Source organism: Corynebacterium sp. 239_CJEI (genome assembly GCF_001055995.1).
Classification (GTDB): Bacteria; Actinomycetota; Actinomycetes; order Mycobacteriales; family Mycobacteriaceae; genus Corynebacterium; species Corynebacterium jeikeium_D.
Genome location: NZ_JVOW01000021.1, coordinates 42,562 through 59,681 on the forward strand (window position 1 = coordinate 42,562; position 17,120 = coordinate 59,681).

The following is a 17,120-nucleotide window of genomic DNA, read 5'->3' on the forward strand; positions in this document are numbered from 1 at the left end:
AGGTTAGCCGACTACACCGCCGACCTGCTAGTTGAGTGCCCTTTAGACGCCAATCTTCTTGCCATCAGTGCGTACAACCTGAACGACGGCCGGGCGTGGCTGCTCCTTGCCGCCGTCCGGCCAGTGCGAGGTCGGGTTGGTGGTCGGGTCCGGGTTGTCGCCGACTGGATGACCCTGATCCGTCTCGATTTCGCCCGGGTGCTGGACGTTGACCATCACGCGGTTGGAGAAGATCTGCGGACCACAGGTCTCTGCAGCAACCGGAACAGTCAGGAAGCACTTGGTCTCACCACGACGCTCGCCTTCGACGGCAACGGCGAAAAGGCCGTCGTTGGAGTCCAGCGCGTTGCCGTCGGTGGAAACCCACAGGTTGCCGTACTCGTCAAAGGCGACGTTGTCCGGGCAGGAAATTGGCGAGACCGATTCCTTGTCGAAGCCACCGAAGTAGGTGTAAGCCTCGTTCGGGTCACCACAGACCAGCAGGAGGTTCCACTTGCCCTTGGTACCGGCGTGGTCATCTTCCATCTCCAGAACAAGGCCATTCTTGTTCTCGGTGATTGGTGCGACCTCGACGGCGTCGGCAAGCGGGCGCCCTGCACCATCCTTGCGTTCCTTGCCCTTGTCGTCCTTCGCGCCCGCCTTACCGCGGTACTTGTTGTTGGTCAGCGCCGCGTAGACCTTACCGGTCTTCGGAGACGGCTCGATATCCTCCGGGCGGTCCATACGGGTCGCACCGACCTTGTCACCGGCGATGCGGGTGTAGATGCAGACCTCTTCGGCGGTCATGCCATCAACGTGGGACTCGTGCTTGCCGTCTGCCTTGGCGGTCATCAGCGGAAGCCACTCAATGTCACCGTCGAAACGGCCGTCCTTCGGCAGCTCACCGGAGCCGTCAATCTCGGACTCGGAATTACCGTTGAACTTACCGACGTAGAGAGTGCCCTCGGACAGAATGCCCATGTTGTGCTTGAGGTCCCCCTCCTTAATCTTGCGGGAGGAGACGAACTTGTAGATGTATTCGAAACGCTCGTCGTCGCCGGAGTAGCACACGACCGTGCCGTCGTCGGTGACGTAAATCTGACCGGCTTCATGCTTGAAACGGCCCACTGCGGTGTGCTTGACCGGGGTGGAGTTCGGGTCAGATGGGTCAATCTCTACCAGCCAGAAGAAGCGGTTCGGCTCGTTCGGCTCCTTGGAGACATCGAAGCGGTCGTAGTACTTCTCCCACGCGCGGTCGGACAGCTCTTCATTCTTGACCGAGTAGCGCTTGAGCTTCTTAACTGCGTCCTCGTCCTTGAGCTTGCCAACGTTGCCGAAGTACTGGTCAACGTTCTCCTCACCGGACAGGTAGGTACCCCACGGAGTAACACCACCGGAGCAGTTGTTCAAAGTTCCCTCGACCTTCATACCGGTCGGGTCAGCCTTGGTCTTCAGCAGATCGTGACCAGCAGCCGGGCCGTCAACTGTGAATTCGGTGAAGCCAGTGATGCGACGGTTACGCTTGTCGCTGAGAATTGGCTTCAGGAATCCCTTGTCATCCTCTTCCACAGCAAGGATGGTCTGGCCGTGGGCAGCCAGTCCGATGTCGACCTGCTCCTTAGTGGCATCTTCTTTCTTGTAGGCACGGAACATCATCGGCTCGGTGGTGTACTCGTGCGAGCAAACGTACAGCAGTGTGCCGTCTTCAGCCTTAATCAGGCCAGCGAAGTCATTGTTGAAGCCGAACTGCTTCAGCTGGTTTTCCGGAGTCTGCTTGTCAAAGTCGAACTCCGGGCCACCCTCGTGGATTGGGTCGCCCCAGCGAATCAGAACATTCTGCTCGTAGCCGTCCGGGATAACGACTGCGTCTTCCGTGTTCGGCTTGACGGCTTCGAAACGCATACCCTCCGGCGATTCGTCCTTGCTACCGTCACCGGCAGCAGCGGTACCGGAGGCGTCGGAGCCACCTGCGGCGCTGCCCGAATCATCAGAGGAGCAAGCGGCCAGCACGGCGCCACCGCCGACCGCAAGAGCACTAGCACCAGTGACCTTCAGTGCCGCGCGACGGGAGAATGCGCGCTGGGAGAACGCCTCCTTCGCAACATCACCGAAGTACTGGTTGTCCGAGAACTCGTTCGGAGCATCGTCAGCACAGGCATTACCACACTTGTAAGTGCAGGTCAGAGAGCTGCGAGAGGTAGCAAAAGGATTTGTCAGCAGATTCTTGCCAATACGAACCACGGGGAGACCGCCTTTGTATAGCTTCGACTAGGTGAGGAAATGGAAAACTAAAACTTTTAGATCCTCTAAGAAGCTAAGGACGTTGCGTTACCTTTCGGTTTCTAAAAATCAACTCGCCAATGAGCTTTAGCTGACGGTCTAATGACTTGCGCTTTAACGCAAAGTGAACACCCTGGTGTTGCGGTTCTCCGGCTCGACTCTTCTCTCCAACTACGCAGTCGAGCCCCAGCTCTGCGGGCTACGTGGACTAGCCCTGGTTCTCCGGGCTACGCGGATTCTTCAAATCAGAACCCTCCGGCACATCCGCCGGGTCATTGCCACTTTCCAGAATCTTGTTGTCCTCATCGACGAAGATGACATTCGGCTTGTACGTACGCGCCTCAGCGTCATCCATCATTCCGTAGCCGATGATAATAACCAGATCACCCGGCGATATCAGACGAGCGGCGGCACCATTGATAGAAATGATGCCCGAGCCGCGCTCTCCGGTAATGCAGTAAGTAGTAAGCCGGTTGCCATTATTGATATCGACGATGTCGACGGCTTCACCTTCAAGCAGGTCGGCCGCTTCCATCAAATCAGCGTCAATCGTGCACGATCCAACGTAGTGAAGATCAGCCTGAGTCACCGTGGCACGGTGAATCTTGGACTTCAACATAGTGCGAAACATGAAAAAGGTAGGTCCCTTCCTGGATTCGTCCCCTGGATGCTTGCCTACCGCGGCACCCCTTAGCGTGGCAGGTTGTTAGTCGGCACACTATAATACGACAACTTCCCAGCCACGAAAAACTACTTCGAAAAGCCGTCCTACTCGCTGTCCTGCTCAACGCCAAAGCCGGCGTTCTTCAGGTTTTCTTTGCTGGACTCATCTTTCAGGCGGGCATCCCGAGCAGCGCGGACCTTTTCCTGCAGCTCAGCCAACTCAGCAGCCTCTTGCTCAGTCAGCTCGCCGTCCAGCCCCGCAGCCGACAGGGCCGCTGACGCAATTTCGGCGTCCTTCTGCCCGAGCTGACCGAAACCGTTTGCCGAATCCGGGCGCGGCGCACCCAGAATCAAGCCAACATTATCAATGAGACGAGTAGTGCCGACCTTCGCAGCAACCAGTAGGCGAGCTTCAGTCTCCTGGCCGTCGCCGCGCAACACCTCGTCGGAAAGCGGGGCGAGCGCAGCGTCACGCAGCTCCAAATAATCCAACTCGACCTCAGGCTGGCTGGCGAGCACGCCACGCGCGGTTTCCAGCACAGCATCCGCACCACGGTCCGCGACAAAAGCGCCGGCAGTCAGCGCAGCGGACAGGGTTACTGCGAGATTGCGCTGCTCCTCGGAAAGATAGCGGTTGCGGGAGCTCATAGCCAGCCCATCGGCCTCGCGAATCACTGGCACACCGTGCAGCTGCACCGGCATATTCAGGTCAGTGACCATCTGCTGCATCAGGCACAGCTGCTGGTAGTCCTTCTCACCAAAAACGGCATCAGTGCAGTTGGTGATGTTGAAAAGCTTGTTAACCACTGTCAACGCACCGGCGAAGTGCCCCGGGCGAGTAGCACCTTCGAGCTCAGTAGCCAGCGGCCCCGGCTGCACGGTCGTGCGGAAACCGTTGGGGTACATCTCCTTCGCGTTCGGCGCAAAGACCAGCTCAGCACCGACAGCGCGGAGCTTCTCCACGTCTTCATCCAGAGTCCGCGGGTAGGCATCAAAGTCCTCCCCCTCACCGAACTGCAGCGGATTGACGAAAATCGACACCACCACAACAGCGCGCGGCAGTGTCTTCGCGGCCTGTACTAGTTCAAGGTGCCCCTGGTGTAGCGCACCCATCGTAGGTACGAGCACCACCGGCCGCCCGGTCTTCCGCAACGCACGGGTGACCTGCGCGATTCCCGCAATAGTCTTGTGAACAGTTGTCTCTCCGGCGGTATAACCCGTCATGTTTCCTCCGCGTTCAGATCTACCGGACCAAACTTTTCGCCCGACGGCAATACCTTACGCCACATCCCGGATGACCAGAACAGCCAGTCCGCTCAGCTCATCGGCGTAGGTACCGCAAAACCTCGTTGGCGCCGCGCAGCTCGGCGATGCGCTCGGCAAGGGCCAGGTAGGCGGTTCCCATTTCCGGTGCCACCGCTTCAATTTCACGTTCGTGCTTGACGACGGTCCCAAGGTCGTCCCGCGTCACCGGGCCAGTCAGCCCCCGGGAACCCCACCTCAAGGCATTGTCCAATGAAGCTTCCAGCAGTGGGCGGAGCAGCTCGGCGGCCTGGCCTCGACGCAGCTCAGCTAGGTCGGTGTCTTCGGCTGCTGTATCTCCGCCGATAGTGGTTGCCAGCATTTCTACTGCATCGACCACAACTGCGCCCAGACCGTTTGAGCCATGGGCCATAGCCGCGTGATAGAGACCGCGGTGACGTTCGTTGATGAACACCGGACGACCGCCGAGTTCACCAATGAGCAGTTCACTGACTGTTTTCGCGAGCTCATCCCCAACCGTGATGCCCCATGGGCAGCCGGTCAGGAGCTCGGAGTCGTCGTCAAGCCCTGCGAACGTCATTGCGGGATGGGCTGCGATGGTCAGCGCGCCGGTGAGCGCGACCGGATCGAGCACGGCACGCCCGAGGGATCCAGAAGTATGCATGACGATGCGTCCGGGGCCGACGTGGCGGGCAACTTCCTCGGCAACCTCGGCGATGGCGCGATCCGGCACGGCGATGACGATGAGCTCGCAGGTGGAAGCTGTGTCGGCAATGGAACTGACCTGGGCGTTCGGGAGGCGTAGATGTGCTCGTGTGACCGATTCCGGTGAGCGCGCGACCACATGGGTGACACGATGCCCACAGCGCTCTAGCGCTTGGCCGAGCGCAACCCCGACTTTTCCGGCAGAAATAATCCCCACCGTCAACCGCGGAGCGGTTGTCCGATGGGGATGGGAATCATGCTGGCTTTGCGTCATGACTGACTAGGTTAGACCAAACCAGCTATGTGCGGTGAGTAGGCCGCGCATACGCAGCTGGCGGCTAGGCTTCTTCGTCCTCGCGCTGCTCCCTCTTCTCGCGCATCTGCGCCATCAGCTCGGCGACAGTGAGGCTGCCCTTGTTGTCCTCAGCACGGCGCCGACCGTGGCTTGCAGGCTCTTGCGCCGTTTTTTGAGCTGACTCTTCTGCAAGGTCCTCATCGCGAATGGCCTGCAGCTGGCGAGTCGGAGAGTCCGAGGCATCGTCCGATCCCGGTGCAGCGAATGGGTGGCGTGCACCGTGTGCCTCGTGAGCGCCGCCCTGAGATTCATCCTCTGCAGCGTCCTCGGCCGGGGTTTCCTGCCAATTGATGGCGCGGAAAGAGTTAGTGGAGAACTTCTCCTTGGAAACGGTTTCGTCATCCTTGGAATCGGCGACTTCGTGGACGTCAACCGGCTGGCCAGACGGCGAGAATGTACGGCGCATGTCGGTGGCCTCGGCATCTTCAACCGGCGAAGCGGAGGAAGTGGAGCCAGTGCCGCCGTGCTGGGTATGAGCGCCGACAGTGCCGTTAGCGGTCATCTCAGCGCGGTGGGAAGTCGCGCGTGGTGTCGGCCGGTCGTGACCGGTCGGATCCTTCATCGGCGAGGGCTGCTGTGGCGAGTCGAGCTCACGCAGACGCTCGGCCTGGGCGCGAAGAGCAACCTGCTCGTCGTCGAAATCCTCCCCCATGAACTCAGCAAGCTGGGCACGCAGTGCAAAGACCTCAGCGCGCAGCGCCGCAATGTTGTCATCGTTGTTGCCCTCAAGCGAGTCCAGGTAGTTCTGCTCGAGAATCAGCTCCTGCTCACGGTGAGTAGCCAGCTCGCGGTCAAGCTCCACCTTGTGCAGCTCCTCGATAGTCTCCAACCGCTTGCGCTCCAGCGCAATGGTCTTGCGGTATCGAGTCACCAGCACAGCCCCGATAACTGCCGACCACAACGCCAGCAGCACGGCAACCTTCATCCACCCGGCAGAGGAGGCAAAGAGCATGACGATACTGGCAATCACCGCGAGCACCAGCAGCACAACCATGAGAATGACGGCGGTTTTCTCCGTCATACCATCGGTAGAACTAAATTTCGTCACATCATTGCTCTGCTCATCTGCATATGCCGCATCAGCCCCGGAGTTAGCCCCAGCGGAGTAGCTTTCGAAGGCTGAAGAAGGCGACGGAGACGGAGACTCGGCCATATCCGACGAAGTAGCTGCCGCGTCGCCCTGAAAATATGCGGCATCACCCGAGCGCTTCGGGTCATTACCGGCGTTGGAGAGGTCAGTCATAACTCCCACCCTACCGAGTTAGTTCCCATTTCCCCGCTAGGAGGCGAAGAATTTTCGCCATCAGTTGGCAATTGGCAAACTTTTTCCAGCCACAGCCCCGCCGCAGCGAGCAAAATTCCGGATACTGTGCCGACAATCATGATCGGTCCGTCGGCCTGTGCAGCCGCAAGTTCCGTCCACTTCGGCAAGGCCCACAGCACGCCACCGGCGTACAGTCCTCCGAGAATCGCACCCAACCACGCGGATGCCGTACCGACCACCAGCCATCGCGACAACGTTAACGGCTGCACCTGGCTGCGATCCTGCCCGACCTTCCCTTCTTTCAATACCGACTTAATCCACCGCGCTGCTGCCACACAGACGGCTGTGAGCAACCAGGGAAACCCCAGGTCCCACCAACTTCGCGGTCCGAGCGCACCGAAAAACTGTGCCAGGATCATCCATGACGCCAGCGCGAGAACCAGCGCAGATGCAGCCAACGTAATCGGTGAGGTCGGTTTCATCTCTAGGCCTCTTCTCCATCCGCGCTGTCTGCTAGACGCACTGCGTTTACGTCTTCAGGTGCCAGCTTATCGACGAGTTCCGCGACCCGAACTCCCTCCAATTCGGCATCCGGGTCGGCATCGAGCCACGGCACCAGTACAAAGGCACGCTCGGTTGCCCACGGATGTGGCAGGGTCAGAGTCGAATCGTCAGAGATGATCTCCTCGCCGGTGTCCTTGTCGATGACCTGCACAATGTCCACGTCGAGCGCCCGTGGCCCCCAGTGAATTTCGCGCACTCGACCAGCGTCATTTTCCAGTTTCCAACCAGCTTCCAGCAGCTCCATTGGTGTCCGGGACGTATCGACAATGAGCACGGCATTGAGGAAGTCACCCTGCTCTACCCCACCCCAAGGTGGGGTGGCATAAATTTTTGAGGCTGCGACCAATTCATCGGCGAAGAAGGCCTGCACACCAGTTAGGTTGTCTCGCGCGCGGTCCATGTTCGCGCCGATAGAAAGAACTGCGCGAATCATGCCAACCGCTTCTTCCGCGAACGGCGGGCTGTCACCGCAGCGTCATCAAAGTCGAGCGGAATGGGCGCATGCGGTTTGTGAATGGTCACTTCCACCGCGTGCAACAGTGGGGACAATCCGCGTTCGGCGCGGGCGTCGTCGTCGGCAAGCACTGCTTCGGCGATCTCGGTCGCGACTGTTTCAATGAGGTTGCGAGGAGTGCCGGTTAAAATTCCGTGCGCTGTGGCTGCAATGTCGGCGTAGTTGACGGTGTCGTCCAGCTCATCGCTCGCAGCAGCACCGGAGAAATCCAGCCACAGGGTGACATCACAGATGAAGTCCTGGCCATCCCGGCGCTCGAAGTCGAGACAACCGTGGTAGCCGTGGGCTTTCAGACCTTTGAGTTCAATGCGATCAGCCACTGTGTTTACGCGTCTCCTTCCAGAGCCGACTCGGCTGGTGATTCCGCAGCCGACTCGTCGTGCTGCGCAGCGCGGTTAGATCCACCTTCCGGATAGTCGCCGGCCGCTGTGTAACCGGTCAGTGAACGTCCAAGGTTCCATGCCTGCGCCACACGCACTGCGTCGAGGTTGTCGGCCACATTGTGAACTCGAACCGCCCATGCGCCCGCCGCTGCGGACAGCGCGGAAATTGCGGTAGTCGCGGCATCAGCCTGCTTTGGTGCTCGTACCTCACTGCCAACGGCGGCGACGAAACGCTTGCGGGAAGCACCGACCAACACGGGGAAGCCGAGGTCAATAAGCTCCGGCAGATTGTGGAGGAGCGCCCAATTGTCATCGGCGTTTTTGGCAAAGCCCAGGCCTGGGTCGAGGACAATATTTTCCTCGACGATTCCGGCGCCCATGGCACCGTCGACAAGCTGAAGCAGGTGCTCACGGACATCGGCGACAATGCCGTCCGGGTGAGTTTCGGCGCGCCCAGAAGCGGAGCCGAAGCGATCGGTCTTCCAGTGCATCAGACAGATGGGCACATCGGCATCGGCGCAGACTGCGTACATGTTGGGGTCTGCGAGACCGCCGGAGACATCGTTGATGAATACCGCACCCTCGGCGATTGCTGCCTCTGCGACACTTGCGCGCTTTGTATCGACGCTGATCAGGTGCCCGTCTGCCGCGAGCTCGCGGACCACCGGCACGACCCGGGCAATTTCCTCATCCTCGGCATCCTCGGAAACGCGGTGTGCGCCAGGGCGAGTGGACTCGCCACCGATGTCGAGAATATGTGCGCCTTCAGCGAGCAGCTCGTGCGCATGGGCAATCGCCGCGTCGAAGGTCTTGTACAGGCCGCCATCGGAAAAGCTGTCCTCGGTGACGTTGACAATGCCCATCACCTTGCAGAGCTGATTCTCGACACCCATCTCCGCCTGCTGTCCTGCCTGCGCTTGCAAGGGGGGTTCAGTCACCTTGTTGTCCAGCCTTTCCAATCGACCATTTAACTGTTGCGTTAGCTCTTGCGGATCAGCGCCATTGCCTCTGCGCGCGAACGGGCATCCGTCTTGAAGCCACCGCGAACGGCTGACGTCACCGTGCGCGCGCCCGGCTTGCGGATACCGCGCATGGCCATGCAGAGATGCTCCGCTTCAATAACGACAATCGCCGAGGCCGGATCCAGCCGCTCCACCAAGGCATCCGCAACCTGACTGGTCAGCCGCTCCTGCACCTGCGGGCGCTTCGCATAGCCATCGACCAGACGAGCGAGCTTGGACAGGCCCGTCACACGACCGTCCTTGCCCGGAATGTAACCAATGTGGGCAACGCCGAAGAACGGCACCAAGTGATGCTCACAGGTGGAGTAAATCGGGATGTCCTTGACCAAAACGAGTTCCTGGTGATCCTCGTTGAAGGTCTTAGCCAGCACCTCAGACGGATCTTCAAACAGGCCCGCGAAAACCTCACGGTAGGCTCGCGCCACTCGCGCCGGTGTCTCCTTCAGGCCTTCCCTGTCGGGATCCTCACCGACGGCAATCAACAGTTCACGAACCGCAGCCTCGGCTCGCCCCTGATCGAATTCGCGCTCCATGATGTGTACTTATCGCTCCTCGTTGGTGTCCGGCTTGTCCTGCCAGGCGCTGTTGTCTTCGTTTCGCTTGACGACGCCGTCTTTATCCGAATCGTGCATCTGTGCACCCTTGTCATCGGAGTTGTCGGCGTTCTTCGCGTTTTCCGAACGTTCTGTATATTCCGGCTGCTCGTTATCCGGCAGGCGGAATCCGCGCAGTTCCTGCTGCTGTCCCGCCGACGGCATCACCGTAGTCGGGGTGTCATCGCTGCCAGAGTTTTCCTGGCGGTGACATCCCCCCTGCCTGTCCCACGGCATCTTCGGAGGGGCAGGGATATTCGCGGGGCCGTTGCCACCGCTGCTACCAGTACCGGTTGCCTTCGAGCCGAAGTCCGGCGCACCTGCCGGGTAGTTAGCAGTGCCCGGGTGCTGGCCACGCGCGTTGCCCTGGCCTTCCTGCGAACCCGGCTGGTTCTGCCCCTCCGGGCGAGGAGTCGGCGCAGGCGCCGGTGCCGGTGCGGGAGCCGAACCGTGCGTGCTGCCGGTATCCTTCGGCGGCCAACCTGGAGCGGTCCAACCAGCCGGCGGTGGGGTGCCACCGTAAACCGGAACATTCGGTCGGTCCTGCTGGGCGCCCGGCAGACCCGGGACACTAGCATTACCGGCACCAGCGGAGCCTGCCGGCCCCTGACCATTGCCGTTGTTGCCCGCGTCCTGGTTCTCTGGTTCGCGGCGGCGCACCGGCGCGAAGATGTTGACACGCTTCGGCGGTTCCTCGCCGCGCTCGATTGCCAACTCCACCGGTGTCTTCACCGGCTCGCGGCCATCGGCCGGGTGCTTAGTGTCGCTATCGAAGAAGTTCAGGCGCTCACGGGGAACGACATCGGTGAAGATAACTTCCAGATCCGGACGACGCAGAGTCTCCTTCTCCAGCAGTTTCTCAGCCAGAACATCGAGAGTGTCGCGGTTTTCCTTCAAGATGGCGTAGGCCTCGTCATGAGCCTTATTGATCAGCAAACGAACCTGCTGATCAATGGTTGCTGCCACCTCCGGAGAGTAGTCCAGAGAGCCGCTGCCACCGCGGCCAACGAACGGGTCGCCCTGCTCCTCCCCGTACTTCACCGGGCCGAGCTCCGGCGACATGCCGTACTCGGTCACCATGGCGCGAGCAATCTTGGTGGCCTGCTCAATATCGGCAGAAGCACCGGTAGTCGGCAGTCCGAAAACCAGCTCCTCGGCAGCGCGACCACCCATGGCGAAGACCAGACGGGCAAAGAGCTCTGGCAGGTTATACATGCCCTTGTCGTCCTCGGGGACGGTCAGCGCATGTCCACCAGTGCGACCGCGAGCCAAGATGGTGACCTTGTAAACACGCTCAATGTCCTTCAGCGCCCACGCAGCCAGGGTGTGGCCACCCTCGTGGTACGCGGTGACCTTCTTCTCCTGCTCGGAAATCACCTTGGAGGTACGGCGCGGACCGCCGATAACTCGGTCGACTGCCTCTTCCAGCGCATCCGCAGTAATGATGTTGCCGTTGACGCGAGCGGTCAGCAGCGCAGCTTCATTCAGCACGTTCTGCAGATCAGCACCGCTCATACCGGCGGTGCGCTTCGCCAGCGACGTCAGATCCGCATCCGGTCCAAGCGGCTTGTTCCGGGCGTGGACCTTCAGAATTGCCTCGCGGCCCTTCAGGTCTGGTGCGCCCACCGGAATCTGTCGGTCAAAACGGCCCGGACGCAGCAGCGCCGGGTCGAGAATATCCGGACGGTTGGTCGCAGCCATGATGATCACACCCTGACGATCACCAAAACCATCCATCTCCACCAGCAGCTGGTTCAGGGTTTGCTCACGCTCATCATGACCACCGCCCATGCCGGCACCACGCTGGCGGCCGACGGCGTCGATCTCGTCGATGAAGATAATGCACGGGCTGTTTTCCTTGGCCTGATTAAACAGGTCACGGACACGAGAGGCACCGACACCGACGAACATTTCAACGAAGTCCGAACCCGAGATGGTGTAGAAAGGCACTCCTGCCTCACCAGCGACGGCGCGGGCCAGCAAGGTCTTACCGGTACCTGGAGGACCGTAGAGCAAAACACCACGCGGAATCTTCGCGCCGAGCTCCTCGTAGCGAGCTGGGTGCTGCAGGAAATCCCTAATCTCGTCGAGCTCCTGGACGGCCTCATCGGCACCAGCAACATCCTCGAACGTGTTGGTCGGGGTCTCCTTGTTCAGCAGCTTGGCGCGGTTGCCACCAAAGCCGAACATGCCGTTCTTGCCGCCTTGCATGCGGCTGAAGAAGTACATGATGACGAAGAAGAAGATCACCATCGGCAGCAGGAAGCCCAAGGTGGACATCAGGAAGGAATCCTGCGTGACCTTGGTATCGAACTTCTCCATGCCCTCGGCGGCGGTGACCTTGTCAAAGACTTGGTCGGTCGCACGCGCTGGGTACTTGGTCATCACCTTCGTGACGTCCTCAGTGCCCTCGACCTCCACGCCCTTCTTCAGGGTGAGGCGAATTCGCTGTTCGCGATCGTCGATCTGAGCTTCCGTGACATTGCCCTTATCCAACTGGGTCAGGGCAACGGACGTATCCACCTCGCGGTATTCCCGGGAATCATCCGCCAGCTGAGTAATAGCAAAGAGGATAATCAGGATGATGCCGGCAACGGTGGCAAACCGGAACACCTTTTTCTTGTCCATACAGTGGGTTCGCTTTTCGCTCTCTACATCTATTAGTTGCTTTTATTAATTGTACGCATCAACGAGTTCTTCTCGAAGACACATCAATGACACAACGTGAGGCCAGGGCTCATGGCACCTGACCCCACAGTAGGCATAACGCATCGCAACCGAAAAAAGTTTCCAACTCCTACTTTTCACAGCTAGAAGACAGCTAGAACAGTGGGAGGGTGCGCGCGCAATGCCCGTCGTAAAGCATCGGCACCGTGCAGGAAACGCCGAAGACTGGCCTAGTTCTGGTAAACGCGCGGGTGAAGCGTGCCGACGTACGGCAAATCGCGGTAGCGCTCGGCGTAATCCAGGCCGTAACCGATGACAAACTCGTTCGGAATGTCGAATCCAACATCCGCAACATCCAGATTGGTGCGCACGGCCTCTGGCTTACGCAGCAGCGTAATGACCTCCAGCGAGCGCGGATTACGGTTGCGCAGGTTCTTCATCAACCAGGACAGGGTCAGACCGGAATCAATGATGTCCTCAACGATCACGACATCGCGTCCCTCAATATCGCGATCCAGATCCTTCAAAATACGCACCACGCCTGACGACGAGCTGGAGTTTCCGTAACTGGAAACCGCCATAAACTCCATCTGGCTGGGAATGCTGAGCTGACGGGCGAAGTCAGTCAGGAAGAACACCGCGCCCTTGAGCACTGCGACCAGAATCAGATCGCTGTCGGCATCCTTGTACTTCTCATTCACACGATGCGCCATCTCGGCAATGCGAGCATGCAGCTCCTCTTCGCCAATGAGAACTGCCTCTACCTCATCGCCGTAGGGGTTTGCGGGGACGTTGAAATCCTTCACATCATGCATCGCATTTCCTTTCCGCACTTCTATGGCGGCGTGTCGATGGAGCGTAACTGCCCCAGTGCAAGTTCAGGGTTAAGGCAACCGATAGTTCTCAGCCGCCGAAAGTTGGATTGCGGCACCTTTTCTTAAGACACCGCGGGACGATTCATTACCAATTGTAGAGTGCCATCTTTTCGCTCAACGACCAACCTGGCATTTCTGTCAGCACCATCGCGCCCGCGGGTCACCGGCACTTCCCCCTGGCCGTGATAGCGGTGCACGAGCGCCATAACCATGTCGATCTGTTTACTGCTGGGCTCGGCACCCGCTTGCCTCAACCAACGAGCGAGGACGCGCACCGCGATGGCGTCGTCAAGCTCAGCGACCCCTCGCACAGACAGGCTCCCGCTTGCCGACGCCACTTCCTCCCCCAGCAGCGCATCCAGAGCCGACTCAGCGTGAGCGTCCAAAAAGTCATTGTCGACTGCTGCAATCCCCGCGGTCTTAGCAAGGTTTTCCGCAACTCCCGGACCCAGCTCCTGCTCCAGCAGCGGCAAAATCGTCTTTCGAACCCGGACGCGGGCGTAATGGTCGTCCTGGTTGTGTGGGTCATGCCAGACTTTTAGGCCCAGCTCTTCACAGCAGCGCTGAGTGTCGGTGCGTCGCACACCGAGCAGCGGACGCAGAATCCGAGTCCCGTCCGACCACGTGAGATTGTCTCGGATAGCGGACAGCGCCTGCGGGCCGCCCCCTCTGGCCAGTCGCAGCAAAACTGTTTCCGCCTGGTCGTCCAACGTGTGGGCGAGCATCAGTGCCGCACCTCGAGATTGGGCGATCTGCCGTAGGACTCGGTGTCGAGCCAAACGCGCCTCGTATTCGGGACCGCGGTCGGAATCGTTATTGATATCGACCGCGATAACCTCGGCCGTAGCCCCCATCCCCCGAGCTATGTGGGCGGCGCGCTCAGCGACTTCTGCAGAGCCCTGCTGAAGCTGATGATCAACGACGACGGCGTGAACGTTGCGGCCGGCCAGTGCCCCCTTGGACCCGAAAGCTTCCGCACAGGCCCCGGCGGTCAGGGCGAGCGAATCCGCACCGCCGGAAAGCCCAATGACGATACCGCCGCCCAACTCCTGCCCCACCTGCGGCACTATCGCGCGGACAGCTTGCCGAATGATGAGGAAATGAGGGCTGCGGTCCGGCCAAAAAGGCCTAGCCAACGTGGAAGGTCTAGCCAACGCGCCCACCACTTGCGATGGTCTCCATCGCCGTGAGCAGAATTCGCTCCTGAGTCGGGCGGGCAATCAGCTGCACCGGCAATCCAGAAGTCGGCTCCACAACGATGCCGGCCGGGAAACCCAGGTAATTCCACGTCGAAACGTAAGGAGTGAAGCGCAGATTGGACAACAGGTTCACAATCCAGGGCATGCGATGCCATGCGCGGATCCGCGGTGGATTCTTGGCCAAAGCTGGGGTAATCAAAATGGTGTCACCCGGCAGCTCACGCTCGATGCGGGCGCCATCGCGTGCCACTTGGCGGCCATTGATTGTGAAACGCAGCAAGCGACCAATGCCGGCGTGGACTCGGTTGCGCCACTCCAGGTGATCAGGGCGCGGCTCGTCGCGCAGCTGATCCGCCACCCCCGCAGTCCAGCGCGCGAGCATCGGCAGTGGGTTCAGCGGGTACGGCATGTTCTTTTCCGTCACCGCAAAGCCCTTGTCCGCGAATACTCTCGCCGCCTGTTGCGCCGCATCGACGTACTCCGGTGCAGCCTTTAACCCGAATACGGGCGCAGTGGTGTCCACGCTGACGGCGAAGTTTTCAGGCAGGGTCTTCGCCGGATCCTCCGCATCCACCATGCCATTTGTGAGGATCTTGGTAATCAGGCGCAAGTCCTCGTTGTTGACTGTGAGCACCCCTTGGACAGACATTCCGTACCAGTCATTGCCGCCCACGCGCCCCGGCATTGTTCCCGGGGTCGCCTTCAGGGTCGAAAGCCCGCAGCACGCTGCAGGGATACGCAGTGACCCCATGCCGTCGTTGCCCTGCGCAAACGGAACCATCCCAGCGGCGACAGCCGCTGCGGATCCGCCGGAGGACCCACCCGGAGTGTGCCCCGGCAGAATCGGATTGTCGACGGCCAGCCCCGGCAGCGTCGTCGTCCCCCACGTACAGAACTGCGGATTCACCGTAGTTCCCACTGCGATTGCACCGGCGCTAGTCAACTGCTGGACAAACGGGTTCTCTAGAGCGGTGTTTTCCTTCAGCGCGAATGGCACACCTGCGAGCGGCAACTCCGAGAGGTTCTCGCTGTGCTCGAGTTCCCGCGCAGCCTGCAGAGCCCTATCCACCCACACTTCACGGAAGGCATGAATCCCTCCATCCAGTCTGGCGATAGCGTCGAGACTGCGCTGCACGCTGTCCACCGGGCTTAGCTTTCCCTCGCGAACCAGTGCGGCAATCTCGTGAACGGTTGGCAAGTTCCTAATCGCGGAAGTGTGAGAGGCCATTGCGGATTCATCTCCTCAAATTATTTTCAGTGGTAAATGAATCTCAGTTTAGATATCTGCCAGTGCGCTCGCTGCTTTATCCGCCGCAGCTCTTGCTGGCAACAGGCTCGCTTCATTGGAAATAAATGCGAACGTCAGCACCTGCCCCGACTTCGTCACCACATACCCCGCCAGCGCCGAGGCTTTATTCAGCGTGCCTGTCTTCGCACGGACGATGCCCGCCCCGGACTGACCAGCAAAGCGCGTCGCCAGAGTGCCGGACACTGCCGCCACCGGCAGGCTGTCCAACAGTGGGCGCAACCGCAACGCAGTGCTTTCCGACGACTCCTGCGACTCCGCCAGTCCCCCCTGCTCGGCCGATTCCACCGGCCCCGCGGCGGAATTGAGCACCTCGGAGAGATGCTGCGGAGAAATACGGTTATCCGTGCTCAGGCCGCTGGAGTCCGACAGCACCGCGCGATCGAGAGGAAAACCGTGCTCCGCGAGAGTGTCACGCACGGCACGTGCGGCCCCCTCAAAGGTCGGCGGCAGACCGCGAGAGATAGCCACCTCACGGGCAATGGACTCTGCGAGCACGTTGTCGCTGTAAATCATCATCTCGTGCACACGGGTAACTAGCGGAGCCGACTGCACGAGCGCAACAATGTCTGGGTCCAGAGGTAGTGACTGACCATCCTTGGCTGCATCCCTCAGGCTGCCTCCGTTTTCCGCACCAAGCGCCTTGGCCAGCGCATCAGCTGCATCCGCAGCGGGCGTGGCGCTGCGCTGCGATTCTTCATTCGTCGGATCGATACGACCGGCATCCATCATCACCGACTCCACCGGTGCGATGTAGCCGTCCTCCAACCCCTCGCGCTCCCAGGTCTCGTGGAAACTCTCGGTGAATAGAGAGTTGTCGAGATAAACCTTGCCGACCCCCTCCGGAATGACCACGGAAATCTTTTTCGCCAACTCAGCGATTGAAGCCGAGTCCTGGAAGAACCCTTCCCCGTCCTTGCTTAAGGTAGGGTCGCCCCCGCCGTGCAAAACGATGTCATTAGTCCCCGTAACCCGGGAGACGCGGGTGGAAACCCGATGATCTTCACCTAAGTCCAACAGTGCGGCAGACGCGGTGAGAATCTTCATGCTGGACGCCGGCAAGGCCACCGCGGTGTCATTGATCCCCCACAGTTTCTGGCCGGTCGAAGCATCGCTGACAATTCCATGCAGCTCACCGAAGGCTGGATCAGCCGCAGCAGCGTCCATGATGGCGCTGACTTTTTGGGCCAGAGTGCCGTCGTCAAGCGAAGACTGCGCAGCCGTCACGGGAACAGAAACATGACTGACGGCGGGCGGCGCATCGACCACAATCTGACGATTGTTATTGACGACAACCGCTACGCCGCTGCCCGCTGCGATAACGAGAACACCGGCGATGGCACCGCCGATTTTCAGTCCACGCGACTTCTTGGACTTGCCGGATTTTACGGAACTGGGCGATTTTTGCGTGCCCTTAGCGGCGGTTTTGGAGCTGTCAGAGTCGGTACTACCCACGGTCACAAACACCTTCTTCCTGGAAACAAAACC

At 60.1% G+C, this 17,120-nt stretch carries 14 protein-coding genes and 1 pseudogene; all 15 read right to left on the minus strand.

Features of this window, described 5'->3' with window-relative positions; genetic code table 11:
* Nucleotides 1–42: 42 nt before the first annotated feature.
* Complete coding sequence (locus ADB08_RS06395; protein ID WP_049171890.1) at nucleotides 43–2,220, minus strand: PhoX family protein; 2,178 nt, start codon at nucleotides 2,218–2,220, stop codon at nucleotides 43–45.
* Between the two features lie 247 nt (nucleotides 2,221–2,467).
* A complete protein-coding gene (panD, locus tag ADB08_RS06400) occupies nucleotides 2,468–2,890 on the minus strand; it encodes an aspartate 1-decarboxylase (RefSeq protein WP_016421480.1) in 423 nt (140 codons plus the stop codon).
* Between the two features lie 314 nt (nucleotides 2,891–3,204).
* A pseudogene (gene panC, locus ADB08_RS06405) lies at nucleotides 3,205–4,146 on the minus strand (pantoate--beta-alanine ligase); the annotation flags it as partial.
* 97 nt (nucleotides 4,147–4,243) lie between these two features.
* Nucleotides 4,244–5,164, minus strand: a complete 921-nt coding sequence (locus tag ADB08_RS06410) for a Rossmann-like and DUF2520 domain-containing protein (RefSeq protein WP_049171894.1) — start codon at nucleotides 5,162–5,164, stop codon at nucleotides 4,244–4,246.
* Nucleotides 5,165–5,228: 64 nt separating this feature from the next.
* On the minus strand, nucleotides 5,229–6,488 hold the full coding sequence (locus ADB08_RS06415) for a DUF6779 domain-containing protein (protein ID WP_049171896.1): 1,260 nt from the start codon (nucleotides 6,486–6,488) through the stop codon (nucleotides 5,229–5,231).
* Entirely contained in the window at nucleotides 6,485–6,991 is a 507-nt protein-coding gene (locus tag ADB08_RS06420; RefSeq protein ID WP_049171898.1) for a DUF3180 domain-containing protein, read from the minus strand. The genes ADB08_RS06415 and ADB08_RS06420 overlap by 4 nt, the downstream gene beginning before the upstream one ends.
* Nucleotides 6,992–6,993: 2 nt before the next feature.
* Entirely contained in the window at nucleotides 6,994–7,506 is a 513-nt protein-coding gene (gene folK / locus ADB08_RS06425; RefSeq protein ID WP_049171900.1) for a 2-amino-4-hydroxy-6-hydroxymethyldihydropteridine diphosphokinase, read from the minus strand.
* Entirely contained in the window at nucleotides 7,503–7,907 is a 405-nt protein-coding gene (gene folB, locus ADB08_RS06430) for a dihydroneopterin aldolase (RefSeq protein WP_005510214.1), read from the minus strand. Before folB ends, folK begins: the two co-directional genes overlap by 4 nt.
* Before the next feature lie 5 nt (nucleotides 7,908–7,912).
* On the minus strand, nucleotides 7,913–8,863 hold the full coding sequence (gene folP, locus ADB08_RS06435) for a dihydropteroate synthase (protein ID WP_049171902.1): 951 nt from the start codon (nucleotides 8,861–8,863) through the stop codon (nucleotides 7,913–7,915).
* A gap of 86 nt (nucleotides 8,864–8,949) precedes the next feature.
* Nucleotides 8,950–9,525 carry a GTP cyclohydrolase I FolE gene (folE, locus tag ADB08_RS06440; RefSeq protein ID WP_016421488.1) on the minus strand — a complete coding sequence of 192 codons (576 nt, stop codon included), beginning with the start codon at nucleotides 9,523–9,525 and terminating at the stop codon, nucleotides 8,950–8,952.
* A 9-nt stretch (nucleotides 9,526–9,534) separates the two neighbouring features.
* The gene (gene ftsH, locus ADB08_RS06445; protein ID WP_049171903.1) at nucleotides 9,535–12,213 is read right to left on the minus strand and encodes an ATP-dependent zinc metalloprotease FtsH; all 2,679 of its coding nucleotides are present in this window, start codon (nucleotides 12,211–12,213) and stop codon (nucleotides 9,535–9,537) included.
* 269 nt (nucleotides 12,214–12,482) lie between these two features.
* Complete coding sequence (gene hpt, locus ADB08_RS06450) at nucleotides 12,483–13,067, minus strand: hypoxanthine phosphoribosyltransferase (RefSeq protein ID WP_048760398.1); 585 nt, start codon at nucleotides 13,065–13,067, stop codon at nucleotides 12,483–12,485.
* 122 nt (nucleotides 13,068–13,189) lie between these two features.
* Nucleotides 13,190–14,263 carry a tRNA lysidine(34) synthetase TilS gene (tilS, locus tag ADB08_RS06455; RefSeq protein ID WP_232250791.1) on the minus strand — a complete coding sequence of 358 codons (1,074 nt, stop codon included), beginning with the start codon at nucleotides 14,261–14,263 and terminating at the stop codon, nucleotides 13,190–13,192.
* Between the two features lie 10 nt (nucleotides 14,264–14,273).
* The gene (locus ADB08_RS06460) at nucleotides 14,274–15,554 is read right to left on the minus strand and encodes an amidase family protein (protein WP_049171905.1); all 1,281 of its coding nucleotides are present in this window, start codon (nucleotides 15,552–15,554) and stop codon (nucleotides 14,274–14,276) included.
* A 48-nt stretch (nucleotides 15,555–15,602) separates the two neighbouring features.
* Nucleotides 15,603–17,087 carry a D-alanyl-D-alanine carboxypeptidase/D-alanyl-D-alanine endopeptidase gene (dacB, locus tag ADB08_RS06465; RefSeq protein ID WP_239660031.1) on the minus strand — a complete coding sequence of 495 codons (1,485 nt, stop codon included), beginning with the start codon at nucleotides 17,085–17,087 and terminating at the stop codon, nucleotides 15,603–15,605.
* Nucleotides 17,088–17,120 lie beyond the last annotated feature (33 nt).